The following is an 18,650-nucleotide window of genomic DNA, read 5'->3' as shown; positions in this document are numbered from 1 at the left end:
GGACTATTTTTTCTTCTTGCGTACAAATGCGGCCATCCCGTTCTTGTTGCCGCCTTTGTTTTTATTTCGTTTCCGCTTGCCTGCTGCTGTTTCACCTTCTGCTGCAGGTGGATTCACCGTTTGATCACTGGAATTCGGATTGCCGATAAAAATTCCGCTTTGGGTTGTTTTCTTTTTGCGGCCTTTACCTTGCTTATAACCGCCCCGGCTTTCAGAGAGAGATGAACTTGAACCAGAGGACGATCCAGCCGAGCTGTATCCACCTTTGCCAGATCCAAATCCAAAGCTTGGACGATCCGATGAACGAGGGTTCGTATTATTGTCACGCCCACTGCGTCCACTGTCTTTACCGCGATTTGCATTACCGCCTGCATTTCCATCCGTTTTTTTGGCGCCTCGTTTCTCACCCTTGCTTCCTGACTCTGTATTCCGTCCACGCTGACCTTCCCGGTTGCCGCTTCGGCCTCCGCTGCGTCCATCATTACGCTGACCTCCACGGCCGCCGCGTGGACCGCCTTGACTGCCACTTGGACGTCCTTGACGTGGTTTCATGTCTAGCATCTCAAAGTCGATCGTGTAATCATCCATATTTACGCGAGCCACACGAATCTCGAGCTCATCACCGATACGGAATACCTTCGACGTGCGCTCTCCGATGAGAGCCATATGCTGGTCATCAAAATGATAATAATCATCCGTGAGCATGCTCAGTCTGATCAGACCTTCTACTGTATTCTCCAGTTCAATAAACATCCCGAAGCTGGTTACACTGCTGATCATACCTTCGAATACTTCGCCGACTTTATCAAGCATGAACTCCGCTTTCTTCATTTTCTCTGTGTCACGCTCTGCCTCTACCGCAACACGTTCCCGTTCGGAAGACTGCTGAGCAATATCCTGCATACGGCTGGCCAAGTATTCTTGACGCTGCTCACTAAGCGCGCCGTTGTTCTCGAACACTTCACGCATTACACGGTGAATGACTAGATCCGGATAACGACGAATTGGTGATGTAAAGTGGCTATAGAATTCAGCCGCAAGGCCAAAGTGTCCAGACATCTCGGAATCGTACTTCGCTTGTTTCATAGACCGCAGCATCATTGTGCTGATCACCGTCTGCTCTTTGGTTCCTTGAATATCTTCAAGAAGCGATTGCAATGCTCTCGGATGAATTGCATTGCCGCGCCCCTTCACTTGATATCCAAAATTCGAAGCAAATGCAAGGAAATTTTGCAATTTCTCTTGATCTGGATCTTCATGGACACGATAGATGAATGGCACTTTTAGCCAGTGGAAATGTTCTGCAACCGTCTCATTGGCAGCGAGCATGAATTCTTCGATGATCTGTTCAGCTACTGTCCGCTCTCTCTTCACGATATCTACCGGCTTACCTTCTTCGTCAACGATAATTTTGCTTTCTTCAAAGTCAAAATCAACAGCACCGCGGCGCATCCGCATATTACGAAGCTTCATGGCGATTTCTTTCATCAGTTTGAAGTCATCTACCAAGTCGCTATAACGTTCAATTAGCTCTGGATCTTCTTCCTCCAGAATTTTATATACATTCTTGTAGGTCATCCGCTCTTTGGTCTTGATAACACTTGTGAATATATCATGGTTAACGACCTTCATCTGCTCGTTAAACTCCATTACACAAGACATGGTGAGACGATCTACCTGCGGATTCAAACTACAGATCCCGTTCGACAAGCGTTTAGGAAGCATCGGAATAACACGGTCAACCAAGTACACACTGCATCCGCGATTATAAGCTTCCTGATCAAGCTTCGAATTTTCAGGTACATAATACCCTACGTCTGCAATATGAACGCCGAGTCTATAATGACCGTTCGGAAGACGCTCTACATTTACTGCATCATCCAGGTCTTTTGCATCCTCACCATCAATGGTAACAATGTTCAGACCACGCAGGTCACGGCGTCCCTGACGAGCAATTTCCTCTTCTGTGATGGATTCGGGCACTTGCTCTGCTTCCGCCATCACTTCATCAGGGAATCCCTCTGGAAGTTGATGCTTACGGATAACAGATAAAATATCAATACCTGGATCGTCCTTGTGACCGAGGACTTCAATGATTTCGCCCTCTGCCGCTGCACGGCCTTCCGGATAATTCACAATCTTCACGACCACTTTCTGGCCATCTACTGCGCCTAGAAAACTTCCGCGAGGAATAAAGATATCCCGATTGATCCGCTTGTCATCTGGGATAACAAAGCCGTATACTTCATGGTTTTGGAATACACCCACTACTTGGGTAATGGCACGTTTCACAATGCGAACGACTTCTCCTTCAAGTCGGCCGCCCTCTGGCCCTTTTGATGTTACACGAACAAGAACGGTATCTCCGTTCATGGAACTTTTTAAATCATTGGCATGGATATAAACATCCGGATGCTCGCGATCTTCGGGAATAAGGAAGGCAAATCCCTTGGCATGCGCTTGCAGTCGTCCACGAACCATTTGCATCCGTCCAGGTACACCATAGCGATTTGCACTGGTAAGTACAATCTTCCCTTCATCTTCGAGATGATTGAGCATTTTAAGGAATTCTTTGAACTCAGCAGCATTTTCAATGTGAAAATGCTGTTCCAGTTCCTGATAAGTCATCGGCTTGTAGGCCGTTTCATGCATGAAATCGAGCAATTGCTGTTCTGTTATCATTAGGTTCACCTCTAGGAAACATAAAAGTAGGTCTTTATGTATAAAATTGAATTCAAAATCGGAAATGACAAGGCAGGTCAAGATGGCTTCATTTGTTCACTATCCAGGGTACCTGCCATCACTAAGCATTAGTAAAATCTTACCCTAGTATACACCAAATTAATCTAAACTTTCTCATTACCGTAAAACAAGCCCCCGTAAGGGCAATCACAACTAAATCTGAGTATTAAAAGACCTCCGTTCCTCACGGAACGAAGGTCTGAGTTAGTTATCTTAAAAAACTTACTGGAATACAGCTACTAAAATAGCCAGAATCATAAATCCGGCTGCAAAGCCGATCGTAATCCGCTCAAGAACGAGTTCCATACCGCGTGCTTTGGACTTGCCAAAAAGATGTTCCGCACCGCCGGAGATGGCACCGGAAAGACCTGCGCTTTTCCCTTGTTGAAGAAGAACAACGACAATAACACCGATGGCAAAAATAACGAGAAGCAATTTCAAAACGAGTTCCATAACTTCCACCTCCTAAAAAAATTGTGCGTATACATCACACGCTGATAAACAGTATTCCTATTGTATCATACAGGAGATGGAATTAGCAATCCTTAAACCTTGATATCAATTATACTTCCTGATGTAGGATGAGGAGCAGGTGCAGCCGAATTTAACATGTGCACCATCTGCTGACCATTCATTTCCGTTTGATTCTTCGCCATACCCATCACTTGCAGAGAAGCCGCCTGCTGAACAGATGCTTGGGACATAGCCATTGATAATGCTGCAATATCCATTATAATTTCCCTCCTTTCCTTCTTATCTATATATCGGTTACCGAAATAAAAAAAAAGAGCCGATCCATTTGGATCGACTCTTCTAGAAATAAGCAATAAGCTTATTATTTTTTCAAGTTGTAGAAAGAGTTCAGGCCGTTGTATTGAGCAAGTTCACCCAGTTGGTCTTCGATACGAAGCAATTGGTTGTATTTTGCGATACGGTCTGTACGGGAAGGTGCACCCGTTTTGATTTGGCCTGCATTTGTTGCCACTGCGATGTCCGCAATTGTGCTGTCTTCGGACTCACCGGAACGGTGGGAGATAACAGCTGTGTAACCTGCACGTTTAGCCATTTCGATTGCATCGAAAGTTTCAGTAAGCGTACCGATTTGGTTAACTTTGATAAGGATGGAGTTACCGATTTTTTCATCGATACCTTTTTTCAGGCGCTCAGTGTTTGTAACGAACAAGTCGTCACCAACGAGTTGGATTTTGTCTCCCAATTTCTCAGTAAGGAGTCTCCAACCTTCCCAGTCATCCTCGGAGCAACCATCTTCAATTGTAACGATTGGATATTTTTCAACCCAAGAAGCAAGAAGGTCTACGAACTCAGCAGAAGTGAAGGATTTACCTTCGCCAGCAAGTGTGTATTTACCATCTTTGTAGAACTCAGTAGAAGCAACGTCCATACCAAGAAGAACGTCTTCACCTGGTTTGTATCCTGCTTTTTCGATAGCTTCCATGATTGCGCCAAGAGCGTCTTCGTTGGAAGTAAAGTTAGGAGCGAAACCACCTTCGTCACCTACAGCTGTGTTCAGTCCTTTCGCTTTCAGAACGGATTTCAAGCTGTGGAAGATTTCAGCACCTGTACGAAGAGCTTCTTTGAAAGAAGGAGCACCTACAGGCAAGATCATGAATTCTTGTACGTCAACGTTGTTGTCGGCATGTTCGCCACCGTTAACGATGTTCATCATAGGAACTGGAAGTTGTTTCGCATTGAATCCGCCAAGGTAAACATACAGTGGCAGGTCAAGAGCGTCAGCAGCTGCACGAGCTACCGCCATAGATACTGCAAGAATTGCGTTTGCACCGAATTTACCTTTGTTTGGAGTACCATCCAAAGAAATCATCAGTTTGTCGATACCGAGCTGATCAAGAGCGTCCATACCGATAACTTCTGGAGCAATTTTTTCGTTAACATTTTTAACAGCGTTCAGAACACCTTTACCAAGGTAACGGTCTTTGTCGCCATCACGAAGTTCAACTGCTTCGTGAGCACCAGTGGAAGCACCGGATGGAACGATTGCGCGGCCGATTGCGCCGGATTCAAGATAAACCTCAACTTCAACTGTTGGGTTACCGCGGGAGTCTAGGACTTCGCGAGCATATACGTCAGAAATAATAGTCATGAGTAATAATCTCCTTTTGTTTGGAATCGAATCTATTGTTTGGCTAGCTAGGCCTTATATCTCTTATTAAAACAAAGTCAGGCAGTCAATTGCAAATAAGTTCGGTTAACAACCTATTTGCGTCTTGAGATGATGGATTTTCCGGTCATTTCCGCTGGTTGCGGAAGTTCCATCAAGTCAAGAATGGTAGGAGCGATGTCTGCAAGAATACCGCCATCACGAAGCTCCACATTTTCAGAAGTAACGATGAAAGGTACTGGGTTTGTTGTATGTGCCGTAAACGGATTTCCGTTCTCGTCAAATACCATATCCGCATTACCATGGTCAGCAGTGATCAGAACCACGCCGCCTTTTGCAAGTACAGCTTCAACAACACGTCCCATGCACTCATCTGTAGCTTCTACCGCACGAATGGTTGGTTCCAGCAAGCCGGAGTGACCTACCATATCAGGGTTTGCAAAGTTCAAAATGATCGCATCGTGTTTATCTGCTTCAATCTCTTTAACGCAAGCGTCAGCTACTTCATATGCGCTCATTTCTGGTTTGAGGTCATATGTTGCAACCTTAGGAGAATTGATCAGAATACGAGTTTCACCTGGAAGTTCTACATCACGTCCGCCGCTGAAGAAGAACGTTACATGCGGATACTTCTCGGTTTCAGCAATACGCAATTGTTTCTTGTTGTTCTGAACCAGTACTTCACCGAGCGTATTATCAAGGTTCTTCGGTGTGTAAGCAACGTATCCATCTACTGTTTCGCTGAACAGTGTCAAACATACGAAATGCAGCCCTTGAGGCCATTTATCACCACGATCGAAACCGCGGAAGTCTTGGTTTGTGAATACTTGAGACAATTGAATAGCACGGTCAGGACGGAAGTTTAAGAAGACTACCGAGTCGCCGCTTTCAACAAGCCCAACCGGAGATCCATCCTCTTTTACAATTACTGTTGGTTCTACGAACTCATCATAAACTGATTTTTCGTAAGATTCCTTAACTGCAAGCATCGGATCTGTGTATTTAGGTCCATCTCCGTACACGATTGCACGATAAGATTTCTCAACACGTTCCCAGCGTTTGTCACGGTCCATTGCATAGTAACGACCTTGAACAGTCGCAATTTTACCAATACCCACTTCCTCGATTTTAGCATTTAACTCCTCAAGGAATTTAATACCGCTATTCGGGGAAACGTCACGACCATCGAGGAAAGCATGGATATACACTTCGTCCATTTCTTCTTTCTTAGCCAGGTCCAGCATGGCAAACATATGCTTAATGTGACTGTGTACTCCACCATCAGACAAAAGGCCGTACAAGTGAAGTTTTTTGCCTGTTTGCTTCGCAGAACGCACAGCATTTACAAGCGTTTCATTGTCAAAGAACTCACCATCACGAATGGATTTAGAAATCCGAGTAAGATCTTGATATACGATACGACCTGCACCGATATTCAAGTGTCCTACTTCGGAGTTCCCCATTTGTCCTTCAGGCAATCCAACCGCTTCTCCACTTGCAGTAAGTGTAGTATGCGGATATTTTGCCATATAGCGATCGTAGTTTGGCTTTTTGGCTTGAGCTACCGCGTTACCAACAACGGTGTTTCGAAGTCCGAAACCGTCCATAATGATCAGTGCTACTGGTTTTGGTGCAGTCATCTTACTTCGCCCCCTGAACGAGCGCGATGTAGGATTCAGGTTGAAGGCTTGCTCCGCCAACAAGTGCCCCATCGATATCGCTTTGACCGAGATACTCGGCTACGTTCTCAGGTTTCACACTGCCGCCGTATTGAATACGAACTGCGTTAGCAACCTCTTCATTGTATAGATCTTTAATCACGCCGCGAATGTATGCAATAACTTCGTTTGCATCTTGGGATGTGGAAGATTTACCTGTTCCAATTGCCCAGATTGGCTCGTAAGCTACTACTACTTTTGCTGCTTGACCAGCAGCTAGTCCAGCAAATGCAGCTTCTGTTTGCACTTTACATACATCTTTTGTTTGGTCCGCTTCACGCTCTTCCAGTTTCTCACCCACACATACAATTGGAGTAAGACCATGACGGAATGCAGCGTGAACTTTTTTGTTTACTGTTTCATCAGTTTCGTTAAAGTACTGACGACGCTCAGAGTGTCCAATTACAACGTAATCTACACCCAGATCTTTCAGCATAACGCCGCTGATTTCACCAGTGAATGCACCATTGTCTTCGAAATGAAGGTTTTGAGCACCAATTTTAATGTTTGTTCCTTTTACTGCTTCAACCAAAGCTGGAAGATTGGTGAATGGAGCGCAAATCACGCTTTCTACACCCTCTACTTCAGCTTGCCCTTTTACCGCTTCAATAAACGAAGTGGATTCAGGTACGGTTTTGAACATCTTCCAGTTACCTGCGATGATCGGAGTTCTACTCATATCGTACGCTCCTCCTCTTATATCCAAATTATTTTTTATTTATCGTTCAATGCCACAACACCAGGAAGCTCTTTACCTTCCATAAATTCGAGGGAAGCACCGCCACCAGTTGAGATGTGGTTCATTTTTTCAGCAAGATGGAATTTCTCAGCTGCTGCTGCAGAATCTCCTCCACCAATGATTGTGTATCCTTCTGTTGATGCACAAGCTTCTGCTACTTCACGAGTACCGTGAGAGAATGGCTCGATTTCAAAAACACCCATTGGTCCGTTCCATACAACCAGTTTGGAATTTTTAATAACTTCTGCATATTTCGCACGAGTTTTCGGTCCAATATCAATACCTTCCCAGTCTGCTGGAATTTGATCAATATCAACTATTCTCGTTTCTGCATCCGCGCTAAATTCCTTCGTGATTACGATATCTTCAGGAAGAAGGAAGTTCTTACCTAGTTTCTTCGCTTTTTCGATAAATCCAAGAGCTACATCCAGTTTGGAATCATCCAGCAAAGACTTACCGATTTCGTGACCTTGTGCTTTGAAGAACGTATAAGTGAGACCTCCACCGATGAGTACATTGTCAGCAATGTTAAGCAAGTTATCAATAACATCGATTTTGTCTTTTACTTTAGATCCACCAATGATTGCAGTGAAAGGACGTTCTGGTGTAGTTAATGCTTTACCGAGAACATCAAGTTCTTTCTCCATCAAAAGACCCGAAACGGCTGGAAGATGATGAGCAATACCTTCTGTCGATGCATGAGCACGGTGAGCAGCACCAAATGCATCATTTACGAAAAGGTCAGCCAGATCAGCAAATTGTTTTGCTAGTTCTGGATCATTTTTCTCTTCTCCAGGGTAGAAACGGACGTTTTCAAGTACAAGAACATCGCCGTTGTTCATTTTTTCGATCTCTGCTTTTACTGCATCTCCAATAGCTTCGTCTGCTTTAGCAACCGGTTTGCCAAGCAGCTCAGATAGACGGTTAGCCGCAGGTGTCAAGCGAAGGGAATCAACAAATTCACCTTTAGGACGACCCATGTGACTTGCAAGAATTACTTTCGCACCTTTTTCTACCAAGTATTTAATAGTTGGAAGTGTTTCACGGATACGAGTATCGTCAGTAATCTTTCCATCTTCGAGCGGTACATTAAAATCGACACGAACAAACACACGTTTTCCTGTTACTTCTACATCACGTACACTTTTTTTGTTCATCTCCACGTTCCTCCTAAGTGCTATCTAAAAAAGATAGCTGATATCTTATGTGTAGTAACCATTAGGCGAAACCCAATAGTCCATTCATTCAAACAGCAATATAGTGCCTTTATATCTCTCTATTTATATAGACCGGTTTCTCCGGTTCTCTGGCATTAAAGATAAAAACCATGATGAAGAGGAGAGACATAAATGTTCTCCTCTTCACCTGGATTCACATCAGGCTGTTAAAGCCCTTGTGTTATTCTTACAGACCTTTTTTAGCGATGAAAGCAGCAAGGTCAACTACACGGTTGGAGTAACCCCACTCGTTGTCGTACCAAGATACAACTTTAACCATGTTATCGCCAACTACCATAGTGGATAGGCTGTCGATTGTGGAAGAAGCTGGATCGCTGTTGTAGTCGCTGGATACAAGCGGCTCTTCAGAGAAGTTCATGATTCCTTTAAGTGGACCGTTAGCTGCTTCTTTCAAAGCTGCGTTTACTTCATCAACAGTTACGTTTTTACCAAGTTCAACTACTAGGTCTGTAACGGATACGTTCTTAGTAGGAACACGCATAGCCATACCGTTCAGTTTACCTTTCAGTTGTGGCAATACAAGGCTAACTGCTTTTGCTGCACCAGTTGTAGAAGGAATGATGTTCTCAGCAGCTGCACGAGCACGACGAAGGTCTTTGTGCGGCAGGTCAAGTACTTGTTGGTCGTTAGTGTAAGAGTGAACAGTTGTCATCATACCTTTAACGATACCGAAGGACTCGTCAAGAACTTTAGCGAAAGGTGCCAAGCAGTTTGTAGTACAAGAAGCGTTAGAAATTACAGTGTGGTTAGCTGGGTCATATTGCTCTTCGTTAACACCCATAACGATTGTAATATCTTCGTTTGTAGCTGGTGCAGAGATGATAACTTTTTTAGCTCCGCCTTTAAGGTGAGCTTCTGCTTTTTCTTTCGCTGTGAAGATACCAGTGGATTCAACAACGATTTCAACGCCGTGTTGTCCCCAAGGCAAGTTTTCTGGGTTACGCTCAGCAAATACTTTTACTTCTTTGCCGTTAACGATAAGAGCGCCTTCTTTATGTTCAACAGTTGCATCCAGACGACCATGAGTTGTGTCGTATTTAAGCAAGTGAGCCAAAGTGCTTACGTCAGTCAAATCGTTGATTGCTACGATTTCCACATCGCTGTTGTTTAGTGCTGCGCGGAATACGTTACGTCCAATACGTCCAAAACCGTTAATACCTACTTTAACCATGAGTAAGTTCCTCCCAAGTTTTGCTAAATTTTTATATATTCAAGACAAATCTAAAATAGATTCATCAAGACAACAAGTTTCAAATCTTTCTTACTTCATTATAAATCCTTAACAATTTCCGTAGCTGCCGCCTCATCAATGACAAGTATATCTTCCTGCCCAAAACGAAGCACGGCTTTTATAGAATCTGCCTTGTATTTACCGCCTGCAATGGCGATGACGACATCCGTCCGAGTAATATCCTCAAGACGCATACCAAGCGTGAGCATAGTATGAACTACTTTTCCTTTATTATTGAAGTAATAACCAAAGGATTCAGCGACAGCACCTTCATCTCTAATCTCTTCGATCGTCTGAGGTGCAAGCTTACGTCTTTTAGCCATCTCCATTGCTCCGCCGATTCCATGAATTACAATGCGAGCTTTTCGAATCATACCCAAAATTTCTTGAATGTTAGAGTCTTGAACTAGTGATTCGTAGGCATGGTTACTTAACAGATCAGGCACATGAAGCAACCTGTATTCAGCCCCAAGCTTCTTAGCCATGGTCGACGCGATCGTATTCGCTTGAAATTCTACACTTTCACCAAGTCCGCCTCTTGCGGGTACAAACCATACTCCACGCATAGCAGACGACGGAGTTAAGTGTTCAGCGACCGAAGCTGTAGTCGATCCACCTGTAACTGCAACAACATCTCCATCATTCATGACACTCAGCAGGGCTCTAGCTCCTGCACGTCCAAGTGAACGTTTGGCATATTCAGAGTTTTCTGAATCACCGGGAACAACGATAACCTTTTGGAGTCCATACGTTTTCTCGATTAATTCTTCCATCTCCGACAGTCCAAATAATTCATTAGCCATAGGTTCTAACATTGCAAGCAGCTGCTCGCCGGACTCACTTATTCTCATGCCCATACTCTCGATCTCAATCAGTCCTTGTGATTTAAGCAAGTCTGTCTCCGATCTGAGTACACGCTCCGTCATATCCAGAGAGTGGGCAAGCGTTCTTCGTCCGATTACATCCGAAATCATGATTTGGCGCAAAATGGTATATCTCTTCTTCATTACGTCCATGAGATCAGGTAGAAGTTGCTTCTGCACTTCTAAAATCGTTCGCATACTTTCCACTTCCGCAAACTCCTTCATTCCGGCCTCTAATATGGACTAAAATTGTCCCGGGGTTAACTTTTTAAGTCCCACGTTTATTTTACCTAAATCTACCCTGGTATGCAAGTGGTCAGAAGTATATTTCGCAAGTGGGCGTCTATTTATGCACTTTGCCTACTTATAAATAAAATATTGCTTAGAACGCACTATTAATGTAGTCTGCACATTCTTATAGAACATCAAACACCTCCACTAAACTTTCTTGCATTTTTAATGGCAATCAGATATAATAAATTTTGCTGTCACACTTGTGCGCCCGTGGTCCAACGGATATGACGTAGGCCTCCGGAGCCTGAGATCGAGGTTCGATTCCTCGCGGGCGCGCCATATAATTACTAACAGCTTGTTATACACTTAACCGATGAAACCGAATAGGTTTCTTTTTTTATCAAAATAGTTTGACTTTCTTTGACTTTTTGTTTTGATTTGTTTATGATGTGGTTAATACGGAAACAGTAGATATAGATGCTGTTAAACGTCTAAATATAAACTCTAAACCTAAATTCCTAAGGAGGTTTTTCACGTGAGTTACATTCCTATGGTCGTAGAACAAACCAATCGCGGTGAACGCGCTTATGACATTTATTCCAGACTACTGAAAGATCGGATTATTTTTCTGGGAAGCGACGTTAACGATGTAGTAGCCAACTCTATCATCGCTCAAATGTTGTTCCTCACTGCGGAAGATCCGGAGAAAGACATTCACCTATACATTAACAGCCCAGGCGGTTCCATTACTGCGGGTATGGCGATATATGACACTATGCAATTCATCAAACCAGATGTATCGACAATTTGCATGGGTATGGCAGCTTCTATGGGTGCATTCTTGCTCAATGCTGGTGCAAAAGGCAAACGTTTTGCGCTTCCAAACAGCGAGATCATGATTCACCAACCTTTGGGTGGTGCACAAGGTCAAGCGACAGATATTGAAATTCGTGCTCGCCGCATTCTCAAAATGCGTGACAAACTCAACAAAATCTTGGCTGAACGTACAGGTCAACCGATTGAACGTATCGAGAAAGACACAGATCGCGATAACTTCATGAGTGCAGAAGAAGCTCAAGCTTACGGACTTGTTGATAAAGTTATTTCTTCAACTCCACCGCAAGGGATCTAATATAGAAATAAATGAAAAAAGCCGCAGTCCTAGAGGACTGCGGCTTTTTTCATGCTTCTAAACTGCTTTTCTCAAGTAAAGTACTAGTTAAGTTGATAGTGTACCGTAAGTTCTGTAGTCAATTTAATTTCTCCCGTTTCAACTGACGATGATTTATCAGCAGTACTGTTTGCTGTTTCCACTTTCATATCATACATCTGCTCGTAGTAACGAACTGGTTCTGCCACATTCCCTTGACTCACACTCAGAACAACTCCCAAACTGCGTCCTGAAACTTTAGCGATGGCTCCTGCCTTCAAATTCGCATTAGACATCGCTTTTTCAATTACGGCCGTTTCGAAAGCATCTCTATTCTCAATCGAAAACTGAATATTGTCGATCTGGTTCACACCCATTTTAGCTGCTGAATCCAGCAGTTCTCCGATCTTATCGAGATTACGATAGCTAATTTTTAGTGAATGTGATGCTGTGTATCCTTTTAGTTTCCGTCCTTCTTTTTCGCTATATGTGTAATCAGGCTGTACATAAAACTGATTCGTTTGTATATCTTTGCTTTGCAGCTTCCATGTCTTTTTAAGTAAATTGGTTAAGTTTTGCATCTTTTTAGCATTTGCCTTTTGAGCTTCAACAGCTGTTTTTCCCTCTGTTTGAATACCAATATAAAGATAGGCGATATCCGGCTTTACCGAAATCTCACCTTTCCCTACGACAGATACCACATTCTGAACCGCTGCGGCTTCCTGCGCTTGTGCTTTTCCCGCAAAGGAGATAGCTCCTCCTCCACCCCCACCAATGAATAGAGTACCTGCAATTAATGTAGCTGCTGCAGGCTTTAACCAAACCATTTTCTTTTTCATTACACGATCCTCCCTCTCTATTCAAACATCTTCTAACTCAGGCGCTACAAACTATTAGACGAGATTATTTTGTATAAAGTTCCATTTCTGCTATTTAATTTATGTATTAAATATAACGAAAAAAAGCCCCCTAAGGGGCTTTCCGGTATACACATATGAAAACATGAAATTTATTGGTTTTCCAATTCTTCCTTGCTTACAAGACTGATCAATGCATTTACTGCCTGTTCAGCGTCTGCGCCTTCAGCACTAATGTGAATTTCAGTACCCGTGCTAATTGCAAGGCTCATAATTCCCATGATACTTTTAGCATTCACTTTTTTGTCGTCTTTTTCCACAAAAATTTCGGATGAATACTTATTCGCTTCTTGAACGAATAAAGCAGCTGGTCTGGCATGAAGACCCGTCTTCAAACGGACTACTACCGGGTGTTTTGTCATGAAAACTTACCCCCTCTATAAAAATCTCTACATCATACTACATAATTATTAACATTATACCATTATAGCATGAATGAAACTAGAAGAAAAAAAGACTTCTTTATGATAAATCTCACACTATATGAGTTGTCCTTTTTCCACTCTAATTTTCTCTGCCATCTCATCAATTTTGCGAAGTCTATGGTTCACGCCTGATTTGCTGACGGTTCCTTTTAGTAATTCCCCAACTTCCTTCAAATTAATATCTGGATTCGCAAGTCTTACTTCTGCTACTTCACGTAGTTTATCAGGAAGGGTTTCAAGCCCTACTTCCTTATCAAGGAGCTTTATGTTCTCAATTTGACGCACAGCTGCACCGATCGTTTTGTTCAAATTGGCCGTCTCACAGTTAACGATTCGATTCACCGAATTCCGCATATCACGCATAATTCGAACATCTTCGAATTTAAACAAAGCCTGATGTGCACCGATAATGCTAAGCATCTCAATGATTTTTTCGCCCTCTTTAATATAGAAAATAAACCCTTTCTTCCGCTCGATACAGCGTGCATTCAGATTAAATTCATTGGCAAGATCAACCAGAGCCTGACAATGCTCTTCATACATCGAGGCAATTTCTAAGTGATAAGAGGAGCCTTCCGGGTTATTAACAGAGCCTCCGGCCATAAACGCACCTCGCAAATACGCCCGTTTACAGCAGTTTTTATGAATGGCATTCGGATTGATTCCTGGCGTAAATATAAACCCTTCTGATACAATCTCCAATTCATTCAAAATTTCTTGCACTCGAACTGGAACCCTTACGATGTATACATTATTCTTTTTAAGCCGCATCTTTTTACGAACCAATAACTCGGTATGCACCTGAAAGTGCTTTTTGAGCAAAGAATAGATTCGCCTTGCAATCGCGGCATTCTCCGTAGAGACGTCTAAAATAACCTTCTTGTTCGATAGCTGGACCGAGCCAAGCATACGAATGAGTGCAGACAACTCTGCTTTCTCACAACAAGGCTCGCTTTCGATCAGAGTTAATTCTTTTTTGGTCTGTGCCGCAAACGACAAAGGATCTCACCTCTTTCGAATCATCCAGTTTTGCACTAGCGTGTAGATATGATGACTTAATTTATTCGCATCATGCCGTAAGTAAGTCCGGTACATGACAAGTCGATCTGCGATGCATTCATTCGAGTACTTCAGAATCTCTTCAAGATCAAGCTGTACTGGTTTTGCACCCTTTTCTGCATACATTTCCTGAACAGGTTCAGGAATATCGCCATTGTTAACAATGACGTAATCAAATATTCGATGTCCTATATGGGCATCAATGGCTTTCAAATGATCACCAACAGAATAACCATCGGTTTCACCAGGCTGTGTCATCACATTACCAATAAAGATCTTGGCTGCCTTCGAGGACACAACAGCTTCTGCCAATTTAGGAACAAGAAGATTGGGTAAAATGCTGGTATACAAGCTACCGGGACCAATAATAATCGCGTCTGCCTGTTCAATTGCCTGGATAGCCTCTGGCAACGGCTCCACGTGGTCCGGTTCAAGATAAACTCTCTTAATCCGTCCGCCATATGCTGGGATCTGGGACTCGCCGGTAACGATCGTACCATCTTCCATCTCGGCGCGGAGCACAACGGCTTCCGCCGCAGCTGGCAATACTTGCCCGCGTACAGCAAAAACACGGCTAATCTCTCTCACCGCTGTTACAAAATCACCTGTTATATCTGTCATTCCAGCCAGAATCAAGTTTCCAAGACTATGACCAGATAATCCACCATTTCCACTAAAACGATAATTAAGCAATTCTGACATCAACGGCTCTACATCAGCAAGCGCTGTGAGCACATTACGGATGTCACCTGGAGGAGGCATCTGCAGTTCATCCCGCAGCATGCCTGAGCTTCCTCCATCGTCAGCAACCGTAACTATTGCCGTGATATCAAGCGGCTTATTTTTTAACCCCCGCAACATGACAGATAGCCCTGTTCCGCCACCCATAACGACAAGATGCGGACGTTTCATTTGTTCTACAGCCACTTCTATCACTTCACCTTCTATAAGAGGTTGCTCAAGGTTAGCAATCCGTTACTCTTTTGAAAAATGATGACTAACGAATGCGGTATGAGCGATCCATACATTGTATGTTGTATCCTATGCAGGTGTCATCCCTAAATCGATAAATCCATTCAATTCAAGTCGATATCTTTATCCATTCCACTTTATTTAGTGATTTCCGCGATCACGATCTGCATCTCTATGGCTGACTACAACCGATTCAGTCTCACTTGCCCCAAGCATTTTACCTAAATACTCAGCAATTGCAACGGACCGGTGCTTACCGCCTGTACATCCAATGCCGATAATGACCTGGCTTTTGCCTTCTTTCCGATACTGAGGAATAAGGAAATGAAGCATATCCAGCAGTTTTGTTAAAAACGCCTGTGTTTCCGGCCACTTCATTACATATTCATATACATCACTATTCTGCCCTGTATTCGGCCGTAGATGCTCAATGTAATGTGGATTTGGCAGAAAACGAACATCAAACACCAAATCAGCATCAATGGGAATACCATATTTGAAACCAAATGAAGTAACATTTACGGACAACATATGACTCTCTAAATGAGAGAACCTTGAAATAATTTTTTCTTTTAGCTGCGCAGGCTTCATGTTGCTGGTATCGAGCACCTGTGTAGCTGAGTTCTTAAGTTCTTCTAACATTTTGCGTTCCAGTCTTATACCATCAAGCGGCATTCCCTCTGGCGCAAGCGGATGTCTCCGCCGGCTTTCTTTATATCGCTGCACAAGAACACTGTCTTGAGCATCAAGGAACATAATTTCACAGTGAATCGTAAATTGATCCTTAATATAATTCAAAGATTCAGACAGAGCAGTGAAGAACTCTCGCCCGCGTAAATCTATGACAAGTGCTACCTTACCAATTTTACCATTAGATTGGACAATAAGTTCTGCAAACTTAGGAATAAGAACGGGAGGCAAATTATCAACACAGAAAAAACCTAGATCTTCCAGACTCTGAACCGCAATGGTCTTTCCTGCACCTGACATCCCTGTAATGATAATAAGGGTTGCTCCACCTGCTGGTGATTTTTCACCTTCAAACATGTTTTTCCCCCTATCAATTTCAGTTCGTCTATCTATTGACTTACTATTATTGTTATTTTAAGTTGCGTACGATCTTAGGAACGAATCAATAATCCAGCTGCGCCTACAATACCAGCATCATTTCCCAGGGTTGCCGGTACAATGGTTACCCCTTTTTGAAGAGGCTCGGGCGCAAGACTTGCAAACACACTGCGCACTTCATCAAACAGAATATCACCAGCTTTAGAAACCCCTCCGCCAATGATAAACATCTCAGGATTTAATACGGCAGCAACCGATGCCAGTGATTTTCCAAGATAATAAGCTGCACGATGAACAATACGAAGTGCTACCTCATCTCCTGCTTTCGCTGCATCAAATACATCTTTCGCCATAATGGTGTCTACGGATTGAAGTGAAGTATGATCTCCACGCTCTACCGCATCATTCGCCATACGTATAATCCCTGTAGCTGAAGAAACCGTTTCCAGACACCCCATTTTCCCGCATCCGCATTGAATCGCTTCTAGATCCGGTACTACATTCGTGTGTCCAATCTCACCAGCCATTCCTGAGAAACCTTGATAAATCTTACCATCAATAATAATTCCGCCGCCGACACCGGTACCTAGCGTATAGCATACGCAGTTTTCAACTCCGTTACCTGAACCAGCCCACGCTTCTCCAAGAGCCGCAACATTCGCATCATTATCTATCTTAACGAGCTTTCCTAGCCTATCTTCGAGTATCGAACGGATCGGTACATCTTTAAAACCTACGTTAGGCGCGAGTACAATTACTCCCTCTCGCACATTAGTGAATCCGGCTACACCTGCTCCGACTCCTGCAAGTTGCTCCCAACTGTATGGTGATTCTTCCACAATATGACGGACATATTTCTCGATGTTTGAAATGACAGTATCAACGCCCTTACTCACTTCTGTCGGGCCTTCATATGTATGCAGAAGTGCTCCTTGCTCATTGCAGATCCCAACTTTGATTGCCGTACCGCCTAAATCCACTCCAACGTAGACATTTTCAGACATTGCTAGCAAGCCACCTTTATCATCTGTAATATTTATTCATACGTTATCACTATAATTGAAGGAAGGGGGCCGGTCAAGACGAATACCCTTCCATTTCTCACAAGTCTTATCCAATCAAAGTAAGCAAAAAAGCCGTCCGGACACCCTTTTATGCCCGGCCAGCTTTTCATATTATTGTTCGTTGTTCAATGTTTCGCTCCAGTCATGAGCCATGCTGCCCTCAAGGTACTTCTCACAATCCATAGCAGCCATACAACCCGATCCTGCTGCTGTTATAGCTTGGCGATATTTCGTATCCTGCACGTCACCACAAGCAAAAACACCAGGGATATTCGTCTCTGTAGTTCCTGGATTACAAGCAATATATCCACCTGCATCCAGCGTGATTTGATTTTGCAAAAAGGCTGTATTCGGTGTATGCCCGATCGCTATAAATACGCCGTCTGCTTCCACCAGCTCATCCTGCCCTGTTTCATTATTATGGACTTTGAGGCCCTTTACTCCCTGATCGTCAGCAACGACTTCGAGAGGAGAACGGTTTAAAGCCCATTTTATTTTTTCGTTTTCTTTCGCACGGTCCTGCATAATTTTGGAGGCCCGCAATTGCTCGCGGCGATGTACGATGGTTACGCTAGAAGCAAACCTGGTCAAGAAGTTTGCCTCTTCCATAGCGGAGTCGCCGCCACCAACAACAACAATCTTTTTGTTACGGAAAAAGAAACCGTCACAGGTTGCGCATGTGCTCACACCGCGCCCCACATTTTCTTTTTCGCCTGGGATTCCTAAATATTTTGCAGAAGCTCCGGTAGAAATAATAACGGAATCTGCGGTGAGTTCCTCTTGGCCTTCTACTTTAATGCGGAAAGGACGCTCAGCGAGATCAATGCTGTCTACCCAGCCATTTTTGAGCTGGGCTCCAAAACGCTCAGCTTGTTTACGCATATTGTCCATGAGCTCTGGACCAAGAATTCCTTCAGGAAATCCAGGGAAGTTTTCAACCTCTGTTGTTGTTGTAAGCTGGCCTCCTGGCTCCATGCCTTCAATAACGAGCGGATTCATGTTAGCCCGTGCCAGATAAATAGCAGAAGTAAGTCCCGCAGGACCTGTGCCGATAATAACGGATTTATAGTGAGTCATACATCGTTACCTC

At 43.5% G+C, this 18,650-nt stretch carries 17 protein-coding genes and 1 tRNA gene; 2 read left to right on the top strand and 16 right to left on the bottom strand.

From position 1 onward, the window contains the following. Window positions 1-3: 3 nt before the first annotated feature. The 9 genes from rnr to PV403_RS23350 form a co-directional block, all read right to left on the bottom strand. The gene (rnr, locus tag PV403_RS23390) at window positions 4-2,682 is read right to left on the bottom strand and encodes a ribonuclease R (RefSeq protein ID WP_213535922.1); all 2,679 of its coding nucleotides are present in this window, start codon (window positions 2,680-2,682) and stop codon (window positions 4-6) included. 282 nt (window positions 2,683-2,964) lie between these two features. Next, complete coding sequence (secG, locus tag PV403_RS23385) at window positions 2,965-3,195, bottom strand: preprotein translocase subunit SecG (protein WP_213535914.1); 231 nt, start codon at window positions 3,193-3,195, stop codon at window positions 2,965-2,967. Window positions 3,196-3,287: 92 nt separating this feature from the next. After that, entirely contained in the window at window positions 3,288-3,473 is a 186-nt protein-coding gene (locus PV403_RS23380; RefSeq protein ID WP_213535912.1) for a YjfB family protein, read from the bottom strand. Window positions 3,474-3,577: 104 nt separating this feature from the next. Beyond that, a complete protein-coding gene (eno, locus tag PV403_RS23375; RefSeq protein ID WP_213535910.1) occupies window positions 3,578-4,864 on the bottom strand; it encodes a phosphopyruvate hydratase in 1,287 nt (428 codons plus the stop codon). A gap of 113 nt (window positions 4,865-4,977) precedes the next feature. Then, the gene (gene gpmI / locus PV403_RS23370) at window positions 4,978-6,522 is read right to left on the bottom strand and encodes a 2,3-bisphosphoglycerate-independent phosphoglycerate mutase (protein WP_213535908.1); all 1,545 of its coding nucleotides are present in this window, start codon (window positions 6,520-6,522) and stop codon (window positions 4,978-4,980) included. A 1-nt stretch (window position 6,523) separates the two neighbouring features. Then, window positions 6,524-7,279, bottom strand: a complete 756-nt coding sequence (gene tpiA, locus PV403_RS23365) for a triose-phosphate isomerase (protein WP_332086137.1) — start codon at window positions 7,277-7,279, stop codon at window positions 6,524-6,526. Window positions 7,280-7,314: 35 nt separating this feature from the next. Continuing rightward, on the bottom strand, window positions 7,315-8,496 hold the full coding sequence (locus tag PV403_RS23360; protein WP_332086136.1) for a phosphoglycerate kinase: 1,182 nt from the start codon (window positions 8,494-8,496) through the stop codon (window positions 7,315-7,317). A gap of 247 nt (window positions 8,497-8,743) precedes the next feature. Next, window positions 8,744-9,748 carry a type I glyceraldehyde-3-phosphate dehydrogenase gene (gene gap / locus PV403_RS23355; RefSeq protein WP_160036724.1) on the bottom strand — a complete coding sequence of 335 codons (1,005 nt, stop codon included), beginning with the start codon at window positions 9,746-9,748 and terminating at the stop codon, window positions 8,744-8,746. A gap of 98 nt (window positions 9,749-9,846) precedes the next feature. After that, window positions 9,847-10,869 (bottom strand): sugar-binding transcriptional regulator, encoded by a 1,023-nt coding sequence (locus tag PV403_RS23350; protein ID WP_213535947.1) that lies wholly within the window; start codon window positions 10,867-10,869, stop codon window positions 9,847-9,849. 300 nt (window positions 10,870-11,169) lie between these two features. On the opposite strand from PV403_RS23350, the gene PV403_RS23345 reads away from it, so the two are divergent. Both PV403_RS23345 and clpP read left to right on the top strand, forming a co-directional pair. Then, a tRNA-Arg gene (locus PV403_RS23345) sits at window positions 11,170-11,244 on the top strand. Between the two features lie 196 nt (window positions 11,245-11,440). Next, window positions 11,441-12,037 carry an ATP-dependent Clp endopeptidase proteolytic subunit ClpP gene (gene clpP / locus PV403_RS23340; RefSeq protein WP_213535902.1) on the top strand — a complete coding sequence of 199 codons (597 nt, stop codon included), beginning with the start codon at window positions 11,441-11,443 and terminating at the stop codon, window positions 12,035-12,037. A gap of 83 nt (window positions 12,038-12,120) precedes the next feature. On the opposite strand, the gene PV403_RS23335 is transcribed toward clpP, so the two are convergent. From PV403_RS23335 to trxB, 7 genes are all read right to left on the bottom strand, one after another. Next, on the bottom strand, window positions 12,121-12,894 hold the full coding sequence (locus PV403_RS23335; protein ID WP_332086135.1) for an SIMPL domain-containing protein: 774 nt from the start codon (window positions 12,892-12,894) through the stop codon (window positions 12,121-12,123). A 170-nt stretch (window positions 12,895-13,064) separates the two neighbouring features. Then, window positions 13,065-13,334 (bottom strand): HPr family phosphocarrier protein, encoded by a 270-nt coding sequence (locus tag PV403_RS23330; protein WP_160036722.1) that lies wholly within the window; start codon window positions 13,332-13,334, stop codon window positions 13,065-13,067. A gap of 117 nt (window positions 13,335-13,451) precedes the next feature. Next, entirely contained in the window at window positions 13,452-14,396 is a 945-nt protein-coding gene (whiA, locus tag PV403_RS23325; RefSeq protein WP_160036721.1) for a DNA-binding protein WhiA, read from the bottom strand. Window positions 14,397-14,402: 6 nt separating this feature from the next. Beyond that, window positions 14,403-15,368 (bottom strand): gluconeogenesis factor YvcK family protein, encoded by a 966-nt coding sequence (locus PV403_RS23320; RefSeq protein ID WP_160036740.1) that lies wholly within the window; start codon window positions 15,366-15,368, stop codon window positions 14,403-14,405. A gap of 201 nt (window positions 15,369-15,569) precedes the next feature. Next, window positions 15,570-16,475, bottom strand: a complete 906-nt coding sequence (gene rapZ, locus PV403_RS23315; RefSeq protein ID WP_213535898.1) for an RNase adapter RapZ — start codon at window positions 16,473-16,475, stop codon at window positions 15,570-15,572. Between the two features lie 74 nt (window positions 16,476-16,549). Next, window positions 16,550-17,500, bottom strand: a complete 951-nt coding sequence (locus PV403_RS23310) for an ROK family glucokinase (RefSeq protein ID WP_213535896.1) — start codon at window positions 17,498-17,500, stop codon at window positions 16,550-16,552. A 171-nt stretch (window positions 17,501-17,671) separates the two neighbouring features. Next, window positions 17,672-18,637 carry a thioredoxin-disulfide reductase gene (gene trxB / locus PV403_RS23305; protein ID WP_332086134.1) on the bottom strand — a complete coding sequence of 322 codons (966 nt, stop codon included), beginning with the start codon at window positions 18,635-18,637 and terminating at the stop codon, window positions 17,672-17,674. Window positions 18,638-18,650 lie beyond the last annotated feature (13 nt).

Origin of the sequence: Paenibacillus sp. GYB006 (assembly GCF_036577645.1) — a bacterium.
Classification (GTDB): domain Bacteria; phylum Bacillota; class Bacilli; order Paenibacillales; family Paenibacillaceae; genus Paenibacillus.
Note: the sequence above shows the minus strand (reverse complement) of the source record. Positions and strands in the feature narration are given on the sequence as shown.